At 35.3% G+C, this 22,422-nt stretch carries 16 protein-coding genes; 13 read left to right on the top strand and 3 right to left on the bottom strand.

Annotated elements, in window-relative coordinates; translation table 11 throughout:
* The first annotated feature begins 131 nt into the window (after positions 1-131).
* From tnpA to AB3U99_RS21555, 7 genes are all read left to right on the top strand, one after another.
* Positions 132-599 (top strand): IS200/IS605 family transposase, encoded by a 468-nt coding sequence (gene tnpA / locus AB3U99_RS21585; protein WP_100525941.1) that lies wholly within the window; start codon positions 132-134, stop codon positions 597-599.
* Between the two features lie 172 nt (positions 600-771).
* Entirely contained in the window at positions 772-1,233 is a 462-nt protein-coding gene (locus AB3U99_RS21580; protein WP_400243807.1) for a TRAP transporter small permease, read from the top strand.
* Positions 1,234-1,267: 34 nt separating this feature from the next.
* Positions 1,268-2,542 (top strand): TRAP transporter large permease, encoded by a 1,275-nt coding sequence (locus AB3U99_RS21575; RefSeq protein WP_400243806.1) that lies wholly within the window; start codon positions 1,268-1,270, stop codon positions 2,540-2,542.
* A gap of 151 nt (positions 2,543-2,693) precedes the next feature.
* Positions 2,694-3,470: an isochorismatase family protein gene (locus AB3U99_RS21570; protein ID WP_400243805.1), complete on the top strand. Its 777-nt coding sequence runs from the start codon at positions 2,694-2,696 to the stop codon at positions 3,468-3,470.
* Between the two features lie 1,133 nt (positions 3,471-4,603).
* The gene (locus AB3U99_RS21565) at positions 4,604-6,304 is read left to right on the top strand and encodes a methyl-accepting chemotaxis protein (protein WP_400243804.1); all 1,701 of its coding nucleotides are present in this window, start codon (positions 4,604-4,606) and stop codon (positions 6,302-6,304) included.
* Positions 6,305-6,814: 510 nt separating this feature from the next.
* A complete protein-coding gene (locus AB3U99_RS21560) occupies positions 6,815-7,051 on the top strand; it encodes a hypothetical protein (protein WP_400243803.1) in 237 nt (78 codons plus the stop codon).
* Between the two features lie 23 nt (positions 7,052-7,074).
* Entirely contained in the window at positions 7,075-9,582 is a 2,508-nt protein-coding gene (locus tag AB3U99_RS21555) for an EAL domain-containing protein (RefSeq protein ID WP_400243802.1), read from the top strand.
* A 214-nt stretch (positions 9,583-9,796) separates the two neighbouring features.
* On the opposite strand, the gene AB3U99_RS21550 is transcribed toward AB3U99_RS21555, so the two are convergent.
* From AB3U99_RS21550 to AB3U99_RS21540, 3 genes are all read right to left on the bottom strand, one after another.
* Positions 9,797-10,450 carry a GyrI-like domain-containing protein gene (locus AB3U99_RS21550; protein WP_400243801.1) on the bottom strand — a complete coding sequence of 218 codons (654 nt, stop codon included), beginning with the start codon at positions 10,448-10,450 and terminating at the stop codon, positions 9,797-9,799.
* A gap of 553 nt (positions 10,451-11,003) precedes the next feature.
* Positions 11,004-12,581, bottom strand: coding sequence for a cation:proton antiporter (locus AB3U99_RS21545; RefSeq protein WP_400243800.1), 1,578 nt, complete (start codon positions 12,579-12,581; stop codon positions 11,004-11,006).
* A 910-nt stretch (positions 12,582-13,491) separates the two neighbouring features.
* The gene (locus AB3U99_RS21540) at positions 13,492-15,237 is read right to left on the bottom strand and encodes an EAL domain-containing protein (protein ID WP_400243799.1); all 1,746 of its coding nucleotides are present in this window, start codon (positions 15,235-15,237) and stop codon (positions 13,492-13,494) included.
* A gap of 576 nt (positions 15,238-15,813) precedes the next feature.
* Here AB3U99_RS21540 and AB3U99_RS21535 point away from each other — a divergent pair.
* The 6 genes from AB3U99_RS21535 (at position 15,814) to AB3U99_RS21510 (ending at position 22,416) form a co-directional block, all read left to right on the top strand.
* Positions 15,814-18,243, top strand: coding sequence for a PAS domain S-box protein (locus AB3U99_RS21535; protein WP_400243798.1), 2,430 nt, complete (start codon positions 15,814-15,816; stop codon positions 18,241-18,243).
* 1,160 nt (positions 18,244-19,403) lie between these two features.
* Positions 19,404-19,625, top strand: coding sequence for a transposase (locus tag AB3U99_RS21530; protein WP_400243797.1), 222 nt, complete (start codon positions 19,404-19,406; stop codon positions 19,623-19,625).
* A 70-nt stretch (positions 19,626-19,695) separates the two neighbouring features.
* Positions 19,696-19,956, top strand: coding sequence for a hypothetical protein (locus AB3U99_RS21525; protein WP_400243796.1), 261 nt, complete (start codon positions 19,696-19,698; stop codon positions 19,954-19,956).
* A 152-nt stretch (positions 19,957-20,108) separates the two neighbouring features.
* Positions 20,109-21,245 (top strand): SEC-C metal-binding domain-containing protein, encoded by a 1,137-nt coding sequence (locus tag AB3U99_RS21520; RefSeq protein ID WP_400243795.1) that lies wholly within the window; start codon positions 20,109-20,111, stop codon positions 21,243-21,245.
* A gap of 128 nt (positions 21,246-21,373) precedes the next feature.
* Entirely contained in the window at positions 21,374-21,655 is a 282-nt protein-coding gene (locus AB3U99_RS21515) for a hypothetical protein (protein WP_400243794.1), read from the top strand.
* Positions 21,655-22,416, top strand: a complete 762-nt coding sequence (locus tag AB3U99_RS21510; protein WP_400248144.1) for an RQC-minor-1 family DNA-binding protein — start codon at positions 21,655-21,657, stop codon at positions 22,414-22,416. Before AB3U99_RS21515 ends, AB3U99_RS21510 begins: the two co-directional genes overlap by 1 nt.
* The last annotated feature ends 6 nt before the right edge of the window (positions 22,417-22,422 follow it).

Raw genomic sequence — 22,422 nt, 5'->3', positions numbered from 1 at the left:
TTTCGAAAACCCCTGGCTATGCCGGGGGTTCCGGAGAGCTTATAGCGAGGTAACAAAAAAACCTCCTTTCATGGTAGGATAAAGTTGGTTTCCCGACCACTTTATCTCACGCAAGAAGGAGGTATGCCCTTATGAAGGACATGAACAGTTTAGCACATACAACATGGAATTGTAAGTACCACATAGTCTTTGCCCCAAAATACAGAAGGCAAATTATTTATGGCAAATACAAAAAGAGTATTGGACAAATCATAAGAGAGCTATGTGAAAGAAAAGGTGTTATCATACATGAAGCAAATGCCTGTCCGGATCATATCCATATGTTGGTTAGTATCCCACCAAAATTAAGTGTATCGCAGTTCATGGGTTACTTAAAAGGAAAAAGTAGCCTGATGATATTTGATCGACATGCGAATTTGAAATATCGCTATGGGAATCGGAAATTTTGGTGTCGTGGTTTCTACGTTGATACCGTGGGGAGAAATAAGAAACAAATACAAGAATATATAAGAAATCAGCTGAAAGAAGATTATATGGCTGATCAGCTAACGTTGTTCGAAGAATTCGATCCGTTCACGGGTGAGAAAAATCGGAAGTAAATAAAGAAATTCTTTAGAATTGGTGAGTGAATGTGGTGCAGAAGGGAAACCTTTTCAGTGGGCCTTTAAGGCCGAGGCCGGTAAGAGAGGCTTTTAGCCGCAGAGCAAACCACCAGTTCACACTGGTGGTTTTGATTAAATAAACATTCGTTAAAACGTGAGGTGAGTTGAAATGAAATGGTTAGACAAATTGGAGGAAGGGTTTATTGCCATATCTCTATTTATAGCGACAATTTTTGTCTTTATTAATGTCCTATTACGTTTTTTTAGTAGCGGACTTTCCTGGTCAGAGGAGTTAATTCGATACTTGCTGATTTGGGTTACATTTATTGGCTGTAGCATCTGTGTACGGGAGGGATCACATATTAGTATCGATTTTTTCTTGCAGATGGTAAAAAAAGAGAGAAGCAGAAAACTAATTTTTGCTCTAATCTATATAATTGCTACTATTTTTAGCATGGTAATGACGGTTCTAGGTGTACAGTTTATACAATTTTCTTATAACACGCATCAAGTATCTCCTGCTCTACATCTCCCAATGTATCTAGTGTTTTACGCGCTGCCACTTTCAGGTGCACTGATGGTTATTCGTTATGTACAAAAGATCATTCAATTAAGAAAGTCCTCGATTTAATGTTTGTCATTTAATTATAAAGTAGGTGGAATAGATGATTTTAGCTCTCGTTATTTTAATGTTTATTTTGTTATTTATTGGGGTGCCAATTTTTATCTCCTTATTACTCTCCAGTATCGTAGTAATTTGGTTATTTACCGATATACAACCAATGATTGCTATACAAAGGGCCTTTGGAGGAATTGATAAATTTGTTCTAATGTCTCTTCCCTTTTACATATTAGCTGCTAATGCGATGGATGTTGGCGGGCTTTCTGATCGAATTTTAAAATGGGCTAGGTCACTTGTGGGTCACTTTCATGGAGGATTGGCGATGACCGCTCAGACTGCAGCAATGTTTTTTGGAGCATTATCAGGGTCTAGTCCAGCTACTGTTGCTGCAATTGGACGAATTATGTATCCGGAGATGTTGAAGCAAAAGTATCCAAAACAGTTTGCAAGTGGATTGATTCTTCAATCAGGTTCTATATCCCTTGTCATTCCGCCAAGTATTACATTGATATTATTTGCGAGTGCTACTAATACGTCTGTAGGTGCATTGTTTATGGGCGGATTATCTGCAGGAATCGTATTTGGAATTGTCCTCCTAGTGTATATTTATTTACATTCTAGACGAAATAACTTTCCCAAAGATGAATCCTTTAAATTTAGTGAATTATGGAAATCCACGAAAGATGCTTCATGGTCTTTAGGAATTCCGCTAATTATTATCCTTGGAATATCCTTAGGATTTTTTACACCGACGGAAGCTGCTGGAGTGGCTGCAGTTTATGCTATTTTTATTGGGATGTTTGTGTATCGAGAAATTAATCTAAAGGGATTGTACAAACTATGCTTATCATCCGCAGTAACTTCCGCACAAATAATGATTACCATTGCGGCTGCATCTTCGTTAGGTTGGATTTTGACTATTGGTCATGCACCACAATTACTAGCTCAATATTTAAATACATTTTCATCCGCTTGGGGATTTTTGTTATTATTAAACATTATGTTATTAATCTTAGGTATGTTCTTGGAAGCTTCTATTTCCTTAATTGTAATAGCTCCATTAATATTAACTACAGCGGTAGGATTAGGGATTGATCCAGTTCATCTTGGTATTATTATGGTTGTAAATCTAGCAATTGGAACATTTACACCACCTTTTGGTTTAAATATATTTGTAGCTAATAGTGTATTGGGATTAAAGATGAACGAAATGATAGGAGGAATAACAAGATTTTTAATTGTTTCGTTAGTAGCTTTAGCTATAATAACTTATATACCTGCAATTACAATGTATTTACCAAATGTAATTTTTAAATAAATACCGGGCAAAAGATAGATTAAATGAATAAGAATATGTTACTTTTATGTAAGGTAGTTAGATGAAAACGATTTCTTTTCCTTTTCGAAATGGAAAGCCTAGTAACAAAAATGATATCTGATTTAGGTGTGATTTAAAGGAGTAGTTGGTAATGAATGATGAGTTTTTAAGCGTATCAGAGACAGCAAGATTGTTAGGCATTTCGCCTAGTACACTAAGAAGGCTTGAAAAAAATGGGGTTGTGGAAGGTTATGGATTACGAGTTAACTATACACCAGGCGGTCAAAGAAGATACGTATTTGATGAGGTGCAAAGCCTTTATACAAACCAAGGCTTTTCAGGGCATTTAGGATTAGGTAAAAGACCTGCTCTTTTGATAAGAGATTTAACTGTAGCATTTACCACAAATGATTCTCAGCTAACAGTAAAGTTAGAGGAAGACCAAATAAAAGTAATTTCGGAATTAATAGATGAAGCAATAGAGAACGAGGTACCGGTCATTTTTAGTATGACAATTTATGACGCATCAAATAAATCGTCCAAATTATGGGGCCAAAAGTTCCCTAACATTCAACTTCTAGATGAAAATAGTATATGGACTCAAATACATCCTGATTTAGCAGATAAGGCATATAGCTTAGTAAACAAAACAGTGTATATTACAGACTTTTATAAATCTCCAGTTGAAGACTTTTTAATAGAAAATGAAGTCGATACTCTAATCTTAGCGGGGACAACTACAAGTGGAAGTATCAGAGCAACGGCAGTGGATGCTCTTCAGCACGGATTTAAAGTAATAATTCCAAAAGAGGCAGTGGCTGATCGAAGTTTTGCCATTCAAACTTTTACTCTAATGGATTTAAATGCTAGATATGCTGACGTAATGACAATTAATAAGGTATTAGAATTTTTAAGGAAGGAAAAGTAGAGTCAGCGTATAATGGTAAATAAGTCAAATGAAAATTTCTTAGAAAAAAGGCAAACATTAAGAAAAGCCCTCTATTTCACTATTGGTCACAGGGAATCCTCGAAATTTGTCGATGATTGATAGAGAGTTAGATTGTGTGAATGGGATAAACTGAATTTGCAACTGCATATTTGGAGGGTATTTGGTTGTTGTGCTTATTTCTTTCGGAAAAATATATTAGAAAACAAGAAAACCACCCTACTTCGTCGGAAGTAGAAGGATGGTTCTCAACGAAAGTAATCTATTTAATTGACAGCCAACACCCTGACGGTAGAGGTTGCAGGGAGAAGTGTTCGCGCACTTCTCTTTTTCTATATACATTTTTTATATTGCTTATACCAATTGTTTTCAACTAAAGGAATGGCCAAAGTGATACCCATTACCCATGAGGAAAAATCCAGGTAGGCACCACAAAAAGACAACTGTTCTTCTGTTGAGGATTGTGGTCTTTTTTGTGTAAGATCAAACAATGAATTACGGTGTCAGGCAGAGCGACCGAGCATAGGTTGCAATATATATAGTGGGTGGAATTCCCACCGAGTAAGAACTAGCCATACACAGAGGCCACTGAAAAAGTATGTTTAATCTAAATTCAACTAGGATTTTGAGCTATGAAAGCGAAAATATGTTGGTTTGGAGAGGTGACCGCTCGACTATGGGAGCTGCGAGAAAGTCACCTCGGAAAACAATTCCCACATCTAAGTTTAGAAAGAGGTTACTTTCAATCATCAATAGCTAACAGTTTTTCAGTGGCCTCCCATACACACGTAGGGAGTCTTGGAGGATTATGGATACTAATTTAGTTTTTTTGTCCTGCTACTTCAGATAATATATTGGTAAAATTTTCAGTATAAGAAAATCTAGAAATCGTATTTTTTCTTCCGATAGTAAGGGTATAAATCCCTATGTTCATTTTAGTCTTAGGACTTTTATTAAAATAGGGAATATAAAACGATAACGCTGAAGTATGAAGGTGATAAAAAGAAATTATTTGGTTGGATCAATATCCACATTCTATTTAGTTCGGTTTGTTAGTAAGCAAAAGTATAGTGTATAAATTTGTATGTTTATATAAGAAAGGAAAGTATGAAAGAATGAAAATTAAAAACTTCAAGATTAGAATGAAAATTAATCTTATGATAATAGTCGTTATTTTATTTTTATCCATTATTATTGGTTGTGTAACGTATTTTCAAGTAAATAAAGCAATGAAGGATGTATTTTCTGATAGAGTAAGGGTAGTTTCTGATCTCGGGTATAATTGGCTAGATGAAACGTACAAAGGAGATTGGGCTATTAAAGATGGTGAGCTTTATAAAGGAAATGTAAAGATCAACGATAATAGTGAGCTGCTGGATAAAATAGGGGAAGTAACTAGTGGAATAGCTAATATCTTTCAAGGAGATACAACCGTTGCTACCAACGTAATCGTGAATGGAGAAAGAAGGATTGGTCAAAAAGCAGATACCTCGATATCAGAAGTTGTGTTGAAAACAGAGGAAACCTACGTAGGAGAAGCGGACATTGCTGGACAGGAATATTTGACGATGTATAAACCACTTAAGGATAAAAATGGAAATGTAATTGGTATGTGGATGGTAGGTCCGAAAATTAAGGTAATTAATGATACAGTTCAGTCTTTACTAACTATGCTCATAGTAGTGATGCTAATATCCGGAATAATTGCTATTATCTACAGTATATTTTTTACAAGGACAATTGTACGTCCCATTCAAATAATTAATAAACAGTTAAAGGAAATTTCTGATGGAGAAGGAGATCTTACGAAAGAGCTCTCAGTGAAATCCCAAGATGAAGTTGGAGAGTTAGCTCATTCCTTTAATCGAATGATTGGTAGCCTACGCAAGATGATTGGACAAATTGGTTCTACATCAGATCAAGTAGCTGCCTCCTCAGAGGAGTTAACAGCAAGTGCAGAACAGACCTCCCGAGCAACAAGTCACATTGCCTCTTCTATTCAAGAAATGGCCAGTGGTGCAGAAATACAGGAGCAAGGAGCAATGGAAGGTTCACAGGCAATGAAAGAGATGGCTATTGGAATGCAACAAGTAGCTGTAACTACATCCTCTGTTTCAGAATTAGCTGCGGAAACTAATAATGAAGCCAATCTAGGGAATGAATCCATTCAAAAAGCAATAAGACAAATGAATGTTATTCATTCATCTGTGAGTGACTCGGCTACTGTTATAAAAAAATTAGGAGAACAATCCAATAAAATCGGTACAATTACAGAAGTGATAACAAGAATTGCTGATCAAACCAATCTATTAGCACTTAACGCAGCGATTGAAGCAGCACGAGCAGGAGAACAAGGAAAAGGCTTTGCTGTAGTTGCTGAAGAAGTAAGAAAACTTGCTGAGCAATCGAAGGATTCAGCAGATCAAATAGCTAGTTTAATAAGTCATATACAAGTAGATACCACACAAGCTGTAGACCTAATGAACAAAGGATCTGTTGAAACATCATTAGGAATGGATGTAATACATGAAACAAGCGAAGGCTTTCAAAAAATTCTTCGATCAATTGAAGAAGTTACTACTCAAATTCAGGAGGTTTCTGCTGTAACAGAGGAAATGTCCGCTAGTATTGAACAAGTTAATGCTTCCATGGAGGAAATGGCTCGTATTTCTCAAAGCTCTGCAAACAATACACAAAATGTTGCATCTGCTGCGGAAGAACAGATGGCATCTATGGAGGAAATTACAGCTTCCTCCGCTTCTCTTTCTAAGATGGCCGAAAACTTGCAAATGCTTGTTAATAGATTTAAATTATAATGGGTGTCTAATGGGTGCCAGGCACCATAAAAAGATAGAATCCCAAAAGTATTTATCTGAGAAGGACTAGGAAGATATGTACCATTCTATTACGTTCTTTTAGGTAACCATTCATATAATCTCAATTTAAAATAGCTTATCACCTTAAATAGGTGATGGGCTTTTGTGCATTGGAGAAAATAATAAACAGTTTCATGTATCAAATTCATTCAAGTAGTCTTCGAAGCTAAATTTACTTTCCAATTTTCATAAAGTAAAATAAATAATATTGAAGGTAAAGAAACAATCTCCATACTATGTGTTGGAAGGGAACGAGATAAATGACTTTTTTAGAAAAAAATACAACCACACTTACTCAGTCCAGATTTATTAGAAGAAGTTGCCATCGCTCTTATTAGTTTTCAATCTGACAAAGTAGTGACATCTGTAGAACCTTTTGTGAAGAAGTCCGCATCCGTTATTTTTGCCGCATCTATTATTGAAAATCTTAAAACAGATTTGGCGGTTTAGGTGTTAAAAAAAGCTTATTCCACATTAGATAATTTGGAAGATCAAGACACAGTAATAGAAGCCCTTTGTCATCAGTTCTCAGAAGAAGGACTTCCTGAAATAGGCCAACACATGAAGAAGGAATTCTTCTCCGCTCTGATTGATATGGAACATACTGCCTACAGTTATTATTCCATTGTAGGCATCGATCATCCAGAATTGGAATATTGGAAAAATGCTATAATATATTGTAAATGACCGTGAAAAATAGGGAGAAAGCTATGAAATTACAATCATTTATTAATGCAAGTCCGGATATTATTGTTTTAAAAGATAAAGATGGACGCTGGATTCAAGCGAATAGTAAAACTTTAGAACTTTTTAATATAGAGGAATATCAAGGTAAAACGGAAGATGAATTAGGAGAATTATACCCTCATTTTGCTGTATATGTGCCTGTTTTTGTGAGGAGTGATCGTGAGGCTTGGGAGACTGGAAAACAGTTAGAAGTAAAAGAGTCTGTTATTTTCAATAATTCGGAACGTATATATGGGGTAATTAAGATACCGATATTTGATTCAGCAGGAAATCGCCAAAACTTGATAGTATTTGGGCGAGACATAACGGAATTGGAAAAAAGTAAACAAACGTATAAATCTCTATTTTTACACGATCCAGATGGAGTATACACCTTGGACAAGGCAGGCTATTTTTTAGATGTTAATAAAGTAACAGAAGAAATTAGTGGGTATAAAAAAGAGGAATTAACGAAATTAAATTTCCGCGATTTGATAGTACCTGAAAAACTTCCGAAAGTAATGCAGCGTTTTAACAAAGTAATAAGTGGAAGTATTCAAGGTCTTGAGTCTCAAATAATTCGAAAAGATGGTCGAATTAGGGATATCAAAATTACGACTATCCCATTGAAGTTAAATGATCAAGTTATCGGTATATATGGAATCGCGCAAGATATAACAGAAAAGAAAAACATAGAGGAACTACAAAAGAAACAAAAGACTATCTTATCGAGTATTGCCGTTGGGGAGCCATTGGAACAAATAATAGAATACATTACTGAAAGTGTAGAAGAACTTACAAAAGGGATTTGTTCTATTATGTATTATGAAGAAGAAAATAATTGGTTGCGTTTTGGTTATGGTCCAAAGTTAGACCCTGAATTTATTGAAAAAATTGATAAGGTTCCAGTAGATGAAAGTTTTGCATCATGTGGGCATTTAGCATTTTCGAAAGATTTAAAAATTGTATCTGATATAAAAACAGATCCATCATGGTCAAATTGGAAGGAAATTGCCTTGACAAAGGGGTTGCGATCCTGCTGGTCCATGCCTATTATCTCTTCTAAAGACTCTGTGTTAGGAACATTTGCTGTTTATTATAAAGAATCAATGGAGCCAAAGGATTCTGATATAGAAATGCTTAAAAGTTTTAGTCATCTGACTGGAATTGCATTGGAGCGCCATTACCATGAAGAAGAGATTAAATATTTAGCTAATTATGATAGTTTAACAAATCTACCGAATTTGCGATATTTAAAAGAGGTCTTTCTGGAACGCTTACAAGAAACGAACAACCATGCTGTTATGTTTTTAGATTTAGATAACTTAAAACCACATAATGATACTTTTGGTCATTCTTCTGGAGACAAGTTAATACAAGAAGTAGGGAAACGAATTCAAGAAGCCATTGGAGAAGCGAATGTTGTTGCACGTATGGGCGGGGACGAATTTGTTATATTAATTAGTAATTGTAATAATAAATCCATGCTACGTGCATTGGCTGATAAAATTCTTAAAGCAATTGAAGAGCCGATCATTATTAATGGTCAAGAATTTTCCACCTTTGGGAGCATAGGCATAAGTCTTAGCGGGGAACATGGTCAAACATTTGAGGAGCTTATGAAAAACGCTGACATTGCTATGTATAGTATGAAAAAAATGGGTGGGAATGCCTTTAATCTGTATGATCCAGAAATGAATAAAAATGCTATGAGTGCTTTTCAATTAAAAAGTAATCTCAGAAAAGCACTGAAAGAAAATCAGTTTGTTCTTTATTATCAACCCAAAATTAATACCGAAACAGGTACTATTATTGGAGTGGAAGCATTAATTAGATGGATTCATCCAGAGAAAGGAATGATCAATCCTGCCACCTTTATTTCCTTAGCGGAAGAAAGTGATTTTATTTTACTGCTAGGTGAGTGGATACTTAATAAAGCATGTGAGCAAATAAAAGAATGGGAAAAGTTAAATATAAAAATGCCCATCGCCATAAATGTATCGATTAAACAGCTATTAAAACAAGATTTCGCAACACTAGTGAGCGAAAAGCTGATGGAATTTAAGATTTCTTCAGAATATCTTGAAGTAGAAATAACAGAAAGTGTGTTATCTAACCATGAATCGCTGGTCAGGGATACGGTCTCTAAATTGCGGAACATGGGAATAAAGGTTTCCATTGATGACTTTGGAACTGGATATGCTTCCTTCATGTACTTAAAACAGTTTCAGGCGGATACTATTAAAATTGATAAATCATTTATTAGCAATCTTCCTACTAGTCAGGTAGATACAGCCATTGTTTCAGCCATCATCATTCTTGCTTCAGAATTAGGTATGAATGTGATTGCAGAAGGTGTAGAAACGCAAGAACAATTCGACTTCCTAAAAGGCAAAGGATGCAGTCAACTCCAGGGCTACTTATATAGCAAACCCCTGCCACCTAACGAAATACTTTCATTATTAAGGGAAGCAGAGGGACGGCTCTACTGATTCTGTTGGGAAAGGTTCCAATATTAAGTGTCATTTCCCAAATAATTACGTGCCAAGACCTGTGCTTGTAGTTTACACTCAAGTGGGGTCTTGGCATTATTTCTATTTTTTGATAGAGCTGACATTTTTACACCTTACTCAACAAACTTATAGTTTAAACACATGTCTTTTTACAATACATAAGTAATCCCTGTCTTCTATGTTAATGGTATTTTTAAGAAACTGGATCACGTAGAATCGTACGTAGTGTGTCTTGAGGTGTACTACGATTGAACGGGTCAAGATGAATTTCATGATGTGGTCCGCTTCTTCTAACTCCGTAATGATCGGCTAAAGCTCCTAGTCTAGCTAGAGTGTCGTTTTCATTAGCAAACGGGCCATGATGCATCACCTGTACAACCACTTGCTCAGGGATTGTTACTATTTCCAGCTTTTCGTTTTCCGTATCAGATGCACTCATTGCCGAATGACGAGCCATTTCGACATCTGTCTTTGTAGTAGTTTCGTTAATTCGTACCATCATGCGATATTTCAATGAGGATATAGGATTCACGCTATAGAAGTCAGCGATACCAACTTGTATTGCGTCGTCTGGGTACCAGTAGATAATTTCGACAACTGGAGAGGCATTAGGCGGGTTGGCTCCATACGTAAGTATACGCCCAATATCGGTAATGAACGCCATTTTTCGATAAAATGCATCTGTTCCTGGTGCACCCACTCCTAAGATGGAAACAAATGTAGCCTCAGGAGCTATTACGATTTCAGGAATGTCCGCAGCATGCAAGTGATCTGTTGTGGGAAGCTCATCGATGATTTTTCTTTTCGTGTAGTTGCTATTCGTCTTATTTTGTCTGTGTTCAGTCATATATCCTATCCTCCATTTTATTCTATTAAGAAAAGCCCGCCAATTTTAATTTTCATTATATATTGTTTAATATGACTACGTTATGTCAGGTTTAGGATACTCAGTGTAACAGAAATGTCTTTACAAGCAAAATATCCAATTGGCAGTTAATGGAAAGTAGTGAATGAGCAAACTATTGCTTTCAAATATAATAAGTTCACCAAAACAATAGGTGACTCAACGAATCCCCTACCTTCCATCTAAATAAGTTAGAACTCGATAGCTTTTACAGTGGTCTCGAACCCTCCCTTTACTTCTTACATCTAATATCTAAAAAAGTAACAAATGTTAACAAAATCCTACCTATAGGCAGTGGTGCCATCAACTAGTCTCCTGCATAATAGTTCTAAAGAGGTGATGCGTTTGAAAGGAAGAGAGGGAAAATGGTTGTATTGATTCTAAATTCTTGAAAGAAAGGAGCGAAGGAGAAGTTAAAGAGGACGTTAAATAGTTGGTGAAGAAAGGACGATTCTTGTAAAGATGTTGACCTCACAAGAACCGTCGCATTACTACCCTAATGATTATTCTCTAATTTAACAAGCTGATCGATTATATTTGCTTGCTCGTCCTTGGCTGTTTCATCCGAGATAATTTCTTCTTTAAGAAGCTTTTCAATCGCTTCATATTGGGCGTACAATGATTGCTTTTCTAATAATATGTGCTGTTGTTCCTTGAGAGAAGGAGTTTTCTGATAGAATTTCTCCATTTCTAGCTCTAATTCCTTTTGTTCTTTTGAAAGTTGTTCCATTCTTTCTTTAAGTACAGTACCTGTAATGATAGCATTATGTTTACTTTCGGTTAGCTCTTGGATGGAAGCCTTTAAACGAAAGTTCTTGGAAATTAATACTTCATATTCTTTATAGCCTTCCTCTTTTTTATTGACGCCTAATAAGGATAAGAATGGTTTAATGGAAAGTCCTTGCACTAATAAAGAGAAAAGAACAATACTAAAAGCCACTAATAAGATATCTTCTCGTCCCTCGAAATCTCTAGGTAGGCTTAAGACAAGTGCAATAGAGAGGGAGCCTTTTAATCCGCCCCAATTAATTACGTGCTTCCAAGGGGTTGGAAAGTTCTTCATAAAAGCAAGACTTATGTATACAGCTAGGCTTCTGCCAATTAGTACAATAAGAATCGCGAAAAGGATTAATTCCCATTTATCTTCAAGATCAATATTGGTGATTTCTAGTCCAACCATTAAAAAAACAAGTGAATTTGCTAGCAAGGCAGCAACATCCCAAAAGTTATTAATATTTAGCTTGGTTGTGGGACTCATACCAATTTTTGCCCCATAGTTTCCAAAAATAATGGCAGCTACAACGACAGCAATTACACCAGATGCGTGAATGCTTTCTGCTAGTAAAAAAGAGCTATAAAATAAGATAATACTAAAAATAATTTCGAGTGGATAATCATCGAAGTATTGTGTTAGCTTGGAAAAACCATAGCCAAGCGCTCCCCCAACAATTAAACCAAGGGTAATAACCTTCACAAACTGCCATATTCCATTACCTAATCCTGCTATTCCTAAATCTAGATAATCTAATAAGTAGAAAGCAGATATATTAAAAAGGACAACGGCTAGTCCATCGTTAAACAGACTTTCTCCTTCCACGACAATGGACAGTCTTTTTTTGACACCGACTGTTTTAAAGATTGATAAAACACTAACTGGATCGGTTGCGCTCATTAAAGCAGCAAACACAAATGCTGCAGGTATTGTAAAGCCTAGAAGCCATAGAGAAGAAAATCCAACAATGATAAAAGACAATAAGGTGCCTCCAAAAGCAAGTAAAAGTATTGGCTTCTTATTTTCTATCAGGTGAGCGTAAGACAGCTTTAGCGAAGCTTCCCCTAATAAAGCTGGCAAAAACAAAGTGATAATGACAAAGTTAAAGATTTCTCCTTCGGTTATAAATGTCTTTACTGGATCCAATATAGGAATATTACTTAACCCAATAATGGCTCCAACTAATACTAAGGCAATTGGATAAGGCTGCTTTACCTTTTTGGCAATAGCAGTAATTCCAGCTGCAATCATCACTAAGATTAGACTAAGCTCAAATACATAATGCAAATCTAAGTCATGCATGTAAATAACGCCTTCTTTCAAGTCATTTTAAGGAAAATACACAGTACAAGAATAACGAAGTATTAGGGAATTTACAAATTTAGGTATGGTCACAGGGACGCCTCGAAATTTGTCGAAGATTGATAGAAAATTAGATTGTGTGAATGGGATAAACTGAAATAGCAACTGAATATTGTGAAGATGGTTGGTTGTTGCACTTTTTTCCGTTTAGGAAAGGAGGTGATAATCATGGAAACATTTCTTGAATAAAATAAAATGTTGCAATCAAGGGTCAGGCACCACCAAAACAAATTAATCCTATCAAAATCGTCTATCTGGACTTATACGAGACCGATTTGACATAGCACTAACACTTTAATCCGTAGCACTGGAAAATGCGAAAAATAAAAGTGACATCAAAGGAAATTAGAAGAAGCTTATTTTGGCACGAGAAATCCAATATAAGCGATAGGGAAGTAAAATAAAATATATAATGGCAGAATTACTTATGAGACCTTAACCTTATGGAATATCAATATCCTATCAGAAATAATAACTCAACTAATCAGACAAATGGCAATGAAGAAGAAATGGAGTAATCGTGTTCAATTCAAGATATAGCGTATTGCCCGTACTATATCTGATTTAAGAGAAGAGCAACATCTAACAGAAGAGACTATTTGGGAAGTTATAAGTTTATGTAGAACACAGGAGGAGTGTTTGGTGGGGAAGAAGAGGGGGGGGAAGTGAGAGAGAGTATAATGAATAAGATTATATCCATTATAGTGTCAGGCTAACTGGGACAAGTTACTTGTCCCAGAATAAAGAGGAAAATATAAGAACTCCCAAAAGATAACAATGAAGAAGCAGATCAATAAATTGCTCTTATGTTGTCCTTCCACAGAAGATTATATATATCCTCTTTGTCATTTTATAGTACCTGATACCCATTATTTTTTGTAAATGAATGACACCATATTTCAAATTCTGCAGCAGGTAATGGGGGACTGTAAAAGTATCCTTGTCCCTGTACACCTTGTTTCGCTAGTATTTCATGTTGCTCTGCTGTTTCAATACCTTCTACTACAATTTTAGCGTCTAAATTTTTTCCGATTTGAATAATCGTATCTAATAATGCACGGACTCTTTTACTTTCTAGGGCATCGTTCAAAAAAAGTTTATCTATTTTAAGTTCGTCAATTTCAATATTTTTAATCATGCTTAAGGATGAATAACCTACTCCAAAGTCATCCAATGAAAGACCTACTCCCGTTTTTCTCAATTCAGCGATAACATCTTTTGCATCCTCGTAGTCGAGAAACGCCCTTTCGGTAATTTCTAGCGTCAACAGTTTTGGATCTACGTGTTCTTCATCAATAATTCTCTTTAAAAGGTCAATGAAGTGAGGATGCATAAGTTGTTTTGTTGATAGATTCACTGAGACAGGAAATGGCGATAAACCATTTTGAGTAAACCATTTTATGTGATGACAAGTTTTTCGTAATACCCATTCTCCTATCTGAATGATTAGTCCTGTCTCTTCAGTAATTGGAATAAACTCTTCAGGACTTATTTTGCCTAAATCACATTCCCAGCGCAGAAGAGCTTCTGCACCTGAAATACTGCCATTTTCTAACTGAACCTGTGGCTGAAAGTATACTTGAAACTCTTCTTGTTCAATTGCTTTGTGCAATCGGACCTCTAACATCATCTTCCGCTTCATTTTTTGATTAAGTTCATCATTGTAGAACTGATAATTATTTCTTCCCCGTTGTTTCGCTAGAAATAACGCAAAATTGGCTCTATCGATTAATGCCTCAGCTGTGTCTCCTTCACAGAAAAAACTAATGCCCAAACTTGGTGATGAAAAAATCTCGTTTTCCGTTACTGTAAAGGATTGTTTCATACCATGTATGATTTTTTTGGCGATTTCTTCCACTTCTTTCTCATTTGTATTGTCAACAAGTACTAGAAATTCATCTCCACTTTGTCTTGATATAATTTGGTCATTAGAAATAATTCTCTGTAACCTTGTGGCGATTTGTTTTAATACAGCATCTCCACCACTATGGCCAAGTGTGTCATTTACTCGTTTAAAGTCAACAAAATCAATAAAAATTACGGCAGTAGTTATATTATTTTGGGAGGCATTACTAATCGCTTTATTCACATAGTTATGAAACGAATTTCGATTCGGTAGTCCTGTTAAAGCATCTGTATAGGCCATTTGGTGCATTTTTTCTTCTGTAATTTTTTGAGTGGTAACATCAAAAGTAACTCTATCAACTCTAGTTATTTGTCCATTCTTGTTCATAATTGGTGTAGCACGATCCTCTAACCATCTTATTTCACCGTTTGCATGTTTGATACGATAAACCACTTTCGTTTTTTTTCCTAATTGCTGTTCTTTGATTGCATTTAACAAAATAGTTTTATCTTCATGATGGACGGAAGTGATCCAAAAATCAGGTTCTTTATCAAAATCATGCCTTGTTAGACCATAAATTTTTGCATATCCTTCTGAAACTACGGCTAAACCTGTTTTCATATCTCTGGACCAAAAAGTAATGTCATTATTATTAAAAATTTCTCGAATATTTTTTTCTTTGGATTTCAAGTTCGAAACGATATAAAGAAAAGATATGGCAGTGGCTATACCTAGTAAGTTTATTGTCACAAAAAAGAATAAATCCTCTCTGTTAAGATAAGTGAACTTCAGAGAAAATCCTCCAACATGAATGAATACCAAAACAATAAGTGCGACAACACCTTTTCTTATTCCGTAATGATAAGATAAAAGCGCTACAGAGATCAGATTTAAGACCCAGAATAACTCCGGAGGACCAAAAGAAACAATTTCAAGATATAGTGAAATTAATAATATGAAAATACAATAAACCCAAATGTATATGGAAATGTTTTTATGCAAGTGTAATCCCTCAACTTATCTTACTAAATAATAGTAAGTTTTTTGTATTATAATTTAAATAGGTTTACTACGGTGCAAATTACCTATAATAGCATAATATCATTGTATTATTGTGTCAATGTATAGTCTGATATCAACATTTTGGAAAATAAATACCTATTCTTTCCTTCTATAAATTAGAAAAGAAACTAAATTCAAGTCGTATTTTTGTGGGATTTTGATTGGACTATTTTTAAAAAAATAGTATCCCTATTTCAATTTGAGTAGATTATAATTGCAATGTAATCAAGTACATTCAATTTATCAAAAGGAGAGCCAGATATAATGAAACGCTTTTTAGAAAAAATAGGGCAGGATATTTTTGCGTTTACTGGAATATTTGATTCGATTATAGATTTAATTTTTTTCATGGAAGTGGAAGAGGATTCCTTTCGCTATGTTTATGTAAATCAAACAGCATTGAGGATACTTAATATGAAAGAGAATATTATAGGTAGTCGTATTGAGGAGGCTTTACCACTAGATCGAACTAAAATACTGATAGCAAAATACAGGCAGGTACTATCCACTAAGCATCCTTTAAACTTTATAGAAATGATCGAAACGGATAATGGAGAATTTGTTGGAGAAACAACACTTAGTCCAATTTTTACAGTAGATGGACAGTGCAAGTACGTTTTGGCCATTGTAAGGGATATAACAGAAAGAATGCAGAAGGAGAGAGAACTTAAAGAGACGAAAAGAGAATTGGAGAGAAACCAAAAAAGGTTGATTTCACTTGTGGAAAATAATGGGGATGCTGTATTTGAACTTGATTTACAAGGGGATTTTATCAACTTAAATAAGGTGTTTACGGAACTAACAGGCTTTAAGGAGTCTGAACTTCTCGGTAAATCATTTTTACCACTGATTGTTGAAGAGTTTGTTGAGGCAGCATCAATTTATTTTAAAAATACATTAAATGGAAGAAAAGAAGAATATGAGACTTGGATTCATAAAAGTAACGGTCAAAAGATGCTCCTAAATGTGAAAAATGTACCTATTACAGTTGATGGTGAAATTGTTGGGGTTTATGGTATTGCAAAGGATATTACTGAAAGCAAAAAATTAGAGCATTTATTGAAAGAAAATGAGCAAAAGTATAAATCTTTGTTTGAGCAACACCCCGATGCAATTTTCACCTATGATGTAAATGGGAATTTCACGAGTGGAAATGCTGGAGTTGAAAAAATTTCGGGTTATTCAAAGGATGAGTTTTTAGGAAAGTCTTTTATACCAATGATGGTACCTGAAGATGTCGAAAAAACCTTATATCACTTTAACAAGGCAATAACGGAAAAGAAAGCAGTAAGTTATGAAGTGGCATTGCAACATAAAAATGATCATCGAGTTGAACTTTTAGTCATGAGTATCCCTATTATTGTGGATAATCAAGTTACAGGTGTATACGGAATTGCAAAAGATGTTACAGAAATTAAGTTTGCACAAGAGGCTCTCGTAAAAACCATTGAAGAATTAAATGTGTTTTGGAAATATACAGTTGACCCTGTATATTTTATAAATACTTTTGGAGAGATTCAGAAGGTGAATCCAGCATTTGAAAAAATGTTTGGATATCTGGAAAAAGAAATTGTGGGCAAGAAGTATGTAATCGTTCCATCAGGCTACATTGAAAAAGCAGACGAGGTTATTCGGAAGATTGGGAATGGTGAATTTATTGCTTCCCATGAAACAAAACGGGTGACGAAAAGTGGGGAAATTTTAGATTTTCTGTCTACCTATACACCTGTAAAAGATGATCAAGGAAAAGTGATAGGTGCGACGGTTTTCTATAAAGATATAACAGATCGTATGAAGTCTGAAAGAAAATTACAAGAAAGCGAAGAAAAATATCGATTAATAACAGAAAACGCCTTTGATATTATCAAATTGATTAATCCTTTAGGAATTGTGGAATATGTTTCACCTTCCAATAAACAAATTCTAGGCTACACCTCTTCGGAATATGTTGGAAAACGATTTACATCGTATATTCATCCGGATGATATATCTAGATTAGAGAAGGGATTTGAAAATATTCTTAAAGGGAAGAGTCCGTCCCCAGTTGAAATTCGTGTGCTTCATAAGGATGGACATTGGATCTGGCTGGAGGTTACAACTACTCCAGTAATGGAAGAAGGAGAAATTAAGAAATTTGTATCGATTTCTCGGGACATTACAGAACGAAAAAAAATTAGGGATGAATTGTCGAAAATGGCGTTTTATGACTATTTATCTGGTTTGCCAAATCGGAGAACCTTTGATGATAGATTAGAAATGGCCATTCATCAGGCGAATCGTTCTAAAAAGAAGGTTGTAGTAATGATGTTGGACGGGCGGAAGTTTAAACAGATAAACGATACGTTTGGACATGATGCAGGGGACGCTGTAATAGTAGAAATGGGAAAACGTCTACAACAATGCGTAAGAAAAACGGATACTGTCGCACGATTAGGCGGTGATGAATTGGGGATTATTTTACCTGAACTTCATTCGATAGACGTGGCAGAAAAAATTGCTATCCGCATAATAAATTCGTTTGATGAGCCGTTTTATTATAATGAATTCGAAATCAAGATGGGAGCAGGGATTGGAATTGCTGTTTACCCAGATCATTCTGCTAATAAAAAACAACTGATTAAATACGCCGATGAAGCCTTATATGAAGCGAAAGAATCTGAACAGAATGAGTATAGGATTAAGGATCAGGTGTAGGCACCAATTCTTGGTCACAGGGACGCCTCGAAATTTGTCGATGATTGATAGTGAGTTAGATTGTGTGAATGGGATAAACTGAAATAGCAACTGAAAATTGTGAGGAAGAAATCGTCTGAATTTATGGAATCGAAACGTTCAAACACTGTCAAAAGACAAGGTTTCTTTGAGCACGAAAGCTATAATAAATCAATAAACACAATGGTTTCAAGCTCTACCTTGTTTATCAAGGATTCATTGAGTTTTACTATGTGCGCAAGTTGAATTTTTAAATCAAGGCTCTGTTATTATTCATTGTTGATTTTCTTGTAGATAGGAGAATCCATAGGCGGAGAATTTCCGGTTAATGTATATAGAATAAGCTTATGTAGCAGATATAAGCGGAGATATTCCGGTTAACTGCTCAAAAAAAGACAAAATCCAAGGATTTGGATACTATAGACGGAAAAAACTCCTTTATTTTTAAGGAAATAGGAGTATTTTGCAATTTAAGCGGAATTATACCGTTTATTTTTTAAACACAATAAAATCAACATTCCGTTATAATAGAGCCTAAATCAAAGAGGCTGGGATATAAGCATTTCAATTAGTAATAAACACGAATATCTATGCGATGTAGATTCATTATTGTTCGTGTTTTTTCGTTTTAGAAAGAAGGTTTCAAAAAAGTCTGTTGCTATTACCCGCAGTCTGAATACACTTCGCTTTCCATGGGGCGAGCGCCAAGCCGCTTCGTCACTTAAGTTCCTGCAGGGTCTCGGACTTTCTCGCAGCTCCCATAGGAGTCTACGTGTATTCAGACTGCTCAGTTCTTCCATATAAAAAAATTTTCTATTAAAAAATTTTTTAGATAAGACTTAAAAAAACGACTTAGTTTTTACATGTGACTATATTTAAAAACATAGATAACCATCAGGAGAAAGTAGCTTTATTTAAGAGCTAAATTAGAGATTGTTCGTCTTTACAGATTGGCTATTTAGTTTTGTCCCAGCCTCTTTGATTTGTCAGAACATGCAGGGATTTCGCTAGTTAGGCAGAATTTTGTATTTAAAGTTTTCATCTATTGAGATGAGCATGGTTATCCTCTATTTGGTAAATTCTTTCCGATTTTATACTTAATAGTATGCAATCTTAATTTGATAAACGAAGGAGGTAGTTGGTTGCCTAGGAAAAAACGTATTTGGTATCCTGGTGCTAGTTTCCATATTACGAGTCGAGGTATTCGCTGGACTTCTTTATTTGGGGATAAGGAAGATCGAGAAGAGTATCTGCGATTGTTGGCTGAGGTAATGGCGAAAAAGCCTTTTATTCTGCAAACGTATTGTCTGATGAGGAATCATATTCATCTCCAAATAAAAATCCTTCAGCATTCCCCATGTTAACTAAGCAATCTATTTCCATAAGAAATACGATTTTACAGGACATTTCTTTGAAAGTCGTTATGGATCTGAATTGATTACTTCGAGTAAATATGAATTAGAGGTAAATCGGTACATTCATCTAAATCCAATCCAATCCAATCCAATCCGAGCTGGTATGGTGAGAAGCTTGGACGAGTATCCCTGGAGCAGTTATTTTGACTATACAGAGGCTAAGGAAGGAAGTTTTGTAAATTCAGAACAAATGCTTGCTTATTTTCCTGAGCCGATAATCGAGCAGTATTTTCAATTTTTACATGCGAGAGGGAAAGAATCAAATCAATATCCAATTTAAGTTTTGGTATAATAACTTTAGGACAACTGTTTTTGTGCTATCCACATATCGAGGTTATAAATTGTCGTAGAGCCGTGGTACAATGAAAAATATTATTAGTGAAGAATATATAAGCAGTTGTCATAGGCGGAAGTGGATGAAAGGGGTATAGAATGAAAGTAGATAAAAGTAAGAACCAAAAGGATAAAATCATGGGAGTGGCTTCATTGAAAGAAGCCTTATCTGCATTAAAAATGGCAGATCTTCAAGAGATTCGGAAAAAATTACAAATAAAAAATATAAGTTCCTTAAAAAAAGCGGAGTTGATTCAATATTTGTCCGAGGCAATTCCTATTATTCTAAGAACGATTATCAGAGAGTTCGATGAGCGACGAATAGTTTTAATAAAAAGTATCATTGAAAATAATGGAATCATTAGTGCAAAGCATGTAGAAATAGAGGAGATAGAATATTTCCATAAAACTGGTTTTATGTTTACTGATATCCGAAATGGGAATCCATTTGTAATGATTCCTATGGAATTAATACCTTCTTTAGTGGAGATTGTTCAAGATAAAGCGGTTCTTAATGATGTTAAGCGAAATACGGAATGGATTAAGATAACCCGCGGATTACTCTATTATTATGGAACCGTACCGCATGAAAAGTTCGTAGAATTAGTTGGGAAATATGCGCCTATTCATCCAAATTACCTTGCCTTTAATCGTGTTATTTTTGATGCAATGGAATATTACCAAGAAATTCAGATTGACAGTTATGGCTATTCTTTTTGGGAAGTGTTAGATCCTTTAGAGATTTTAGAAGAGCAGGCATCAAGAAAGAATATTGCCTACTATCCTTTCTCGAAGAAACAGCTCCTTGAAGCAGGCGAGACGAACTTTGTAGAGCATCCAAAAGGTTACTCTCAACTTGTTTCTTTATTTACACAAGAGCATCAGATGCCAAAACCAGAGGCGATAGAGATTGGTGAGGACTGTATAATGCAGGTGAAATTAGGCAAACACCCCAGTCAAATTCTTCAATATTTACAAACGGAACTGTCATTCGAAAGCTTAGAAGCTGTGCGAAGACTGATGGATGTCATGGTACTTCTTATAAATAATACTAGGGAATGGTATTTAAAGGGATATACACCAGTGGAGCTATCAAGACAGGACAAGCAGGAATTACAGCCCTTACCCAATCAAAAAGGAGAAATCATAAGCTTCCAAACTCGCGAAAAGATTGGCAGAAACGACCTTTGTCCTTGCGGAAGTGGGAAAAAGTTTAAGAAGTGTTGTGGGAAATAGTTGGGGATGGTGACAGAAATTTTGTAACAAATCACAGGCTGGAATGAAGGACACTAACGGAATATCCAGAAACCATAGAATAGCAATGAGGAGGATAGGCTGATGGCTGCAAAGAAGAATGAACAAGCTTGAAAAGAGCAAAAAAACTGTGCAGTTTAAATAATATAGACATACAAATGGCGAAGGAGTTGGGGCTGACACCCAAGAGTTTAATAAAAAATATCCCTGCTCCTAATCAGCGATGGAAAGCACCAGTAAAAGTATGGATTCGTGATCTGTATGAGGAGAAGTTTGATAAGAATCTAACAGACAAACAAGTTTCTATGGAAGGATTAACAAGAAACGTTAAAAAGAAAGAAAAACTGATTTTTTCTGATTACTGGGTTGATGAGGAGGACTTACCATTTTGATGAATGCTAAGACGAATCGATTATCTGAAGAAGAAATAAAGGTCATATTAAGAGCGGCTGATACTATTATTGCCAATGGAGGAAGAACACTTCTTTCGAAAATCCTAAAGGGGTCTCGAGAGAAGAAAATATTACAATTGGAGCTGGATAGGTGTCCTGTCTATGGTTTTTTTAAGTCAGAGAAACTAGATGACATTAGGGGGAAAATTGATTGGATGATGGATCATGACTTTCTGGAAATGGAGTATTTCGGTAAACTTCCTATGATTATTTTTACAGAACGGGGTTGGCACATAGAGTCTGATCAATATACTGATGAACTGTTAAATGAATGGAAGGAATGGATCAAGCAGGGGAAGCAAGATCCTGATATGAGCTATTTAAAGGATCGGAATAGAGAAATGATTCTCTTGCTACTGGAGAAAGTGAAAGAATCTGGTGATCAATCATTTATCCCTTATTTAGAATTATGGGAGAAAGTTGATTATAAAAAGGTAAGAGAAGAGATTCGAGCAACGATAAATGTATTAAAGAGTAACGAACCGATTGATTATTCAGTAGCAAAGGAAAGAACAGAATCTATCAAGGAAGCACTAAAGGGGATAGAGCCACATGATCTACTTTTAAAATGCTGGGTATGTGGAAATCGATTTACATTTACAATAGGAGAGCAGCAGTTCTATAAAACAAAAGGTCTTTCATATCCAAATAGATGTAAAAAGTGTCGTGACAGAAAGAGGATGAATCACTTTTCTTTTTGATTTCTT

The sequence above is a fragment of the Niallia tiangongensis genome, assembly GCF_044704065.1.
Lineage (GTDB): Bacteria > Bacillota > Bacilli > Bacillales > Cytobacillaceae > Niallia > Niallia tiangongensis.
Note: the sequence above shows the minus strand (reverse complement) of the source record. Positions and strands in the feature narration are given on the sequence as shown.

Coding starts and splice junctions, on each gene's coding strand:
- tnpA (WP_100525941.1), top strand. CDS start 132: ATGAAGGACATGAACAGTTTAGCACATACAACATGGAATTGTAAGTAC.
- AB3U99_RS21580 (WP_400243807.1), top strand. CDS start 772: ATGAAATGGTTAGACAAATTGGAGGAAGGGTTTATTGCCATATCTCTA.
- AB3U99_RS21575 (WP_400243806.1), top strand. CDS start 1,268: ATGATTTTAGCTCTCGTTATTTTAATGTTTATTTTGTTATTTATTGGG.
- AB3U99_RS21570 (WP_400243805.1), top strand. CDS start 2,694: ATGAATGATGAGTTTTTAAGCGTATCAGAGACAGCAAGATTGTTAGGC.
- AB3U99_RS21565 (WP_400243804.1), top strand. CDS start 4,604: ATGAAAATTAAAAACTTCAAGATTAGAATGAAAATTAATCTTATGATA.
- AB3U99_RS21555 (WP_400243802.1), top strand. CDS start 7,075: ATGAAATTACAATCATTTATTAATGCAAGTCCGGATATTATTGTTTTA.
- AB3U99_RS21550 (WP_400243801.1), bottom strand. CDS start 10,450: ATGACTGAACACAGACAAAATAAGACGAATAGCAACTACACGAAAAGA.
- AB3U99_RS21545 (WP_400243800.1), bottom strand. CDS start 12,581: ATGCATGACTTAGATTTGCATTATGTATTTGAGCTTAGTCTAATCTTA.
- AB3U99_RS21535 (WP_400243798.1), top strand. CDS start 15,814: ATGAAACGCTTTTTAGAAAAAATAGGGCAGGATATTTTTGCGTTTACT.
- AB3U99_RS21520 (WP_400243795.1), top strand. CDS start 20,109: ATGAAAGTAGATAAAAGTAAGAACCAAAAGGATAAAATCATGGGAGTG.
- AB3U99_RS21510 (WP_400248144.1), top strand. CDS start 21,655: ATGAATGCTAAGACGAATCGATTATCTGAAGAAGAAATAAAGGTCATA.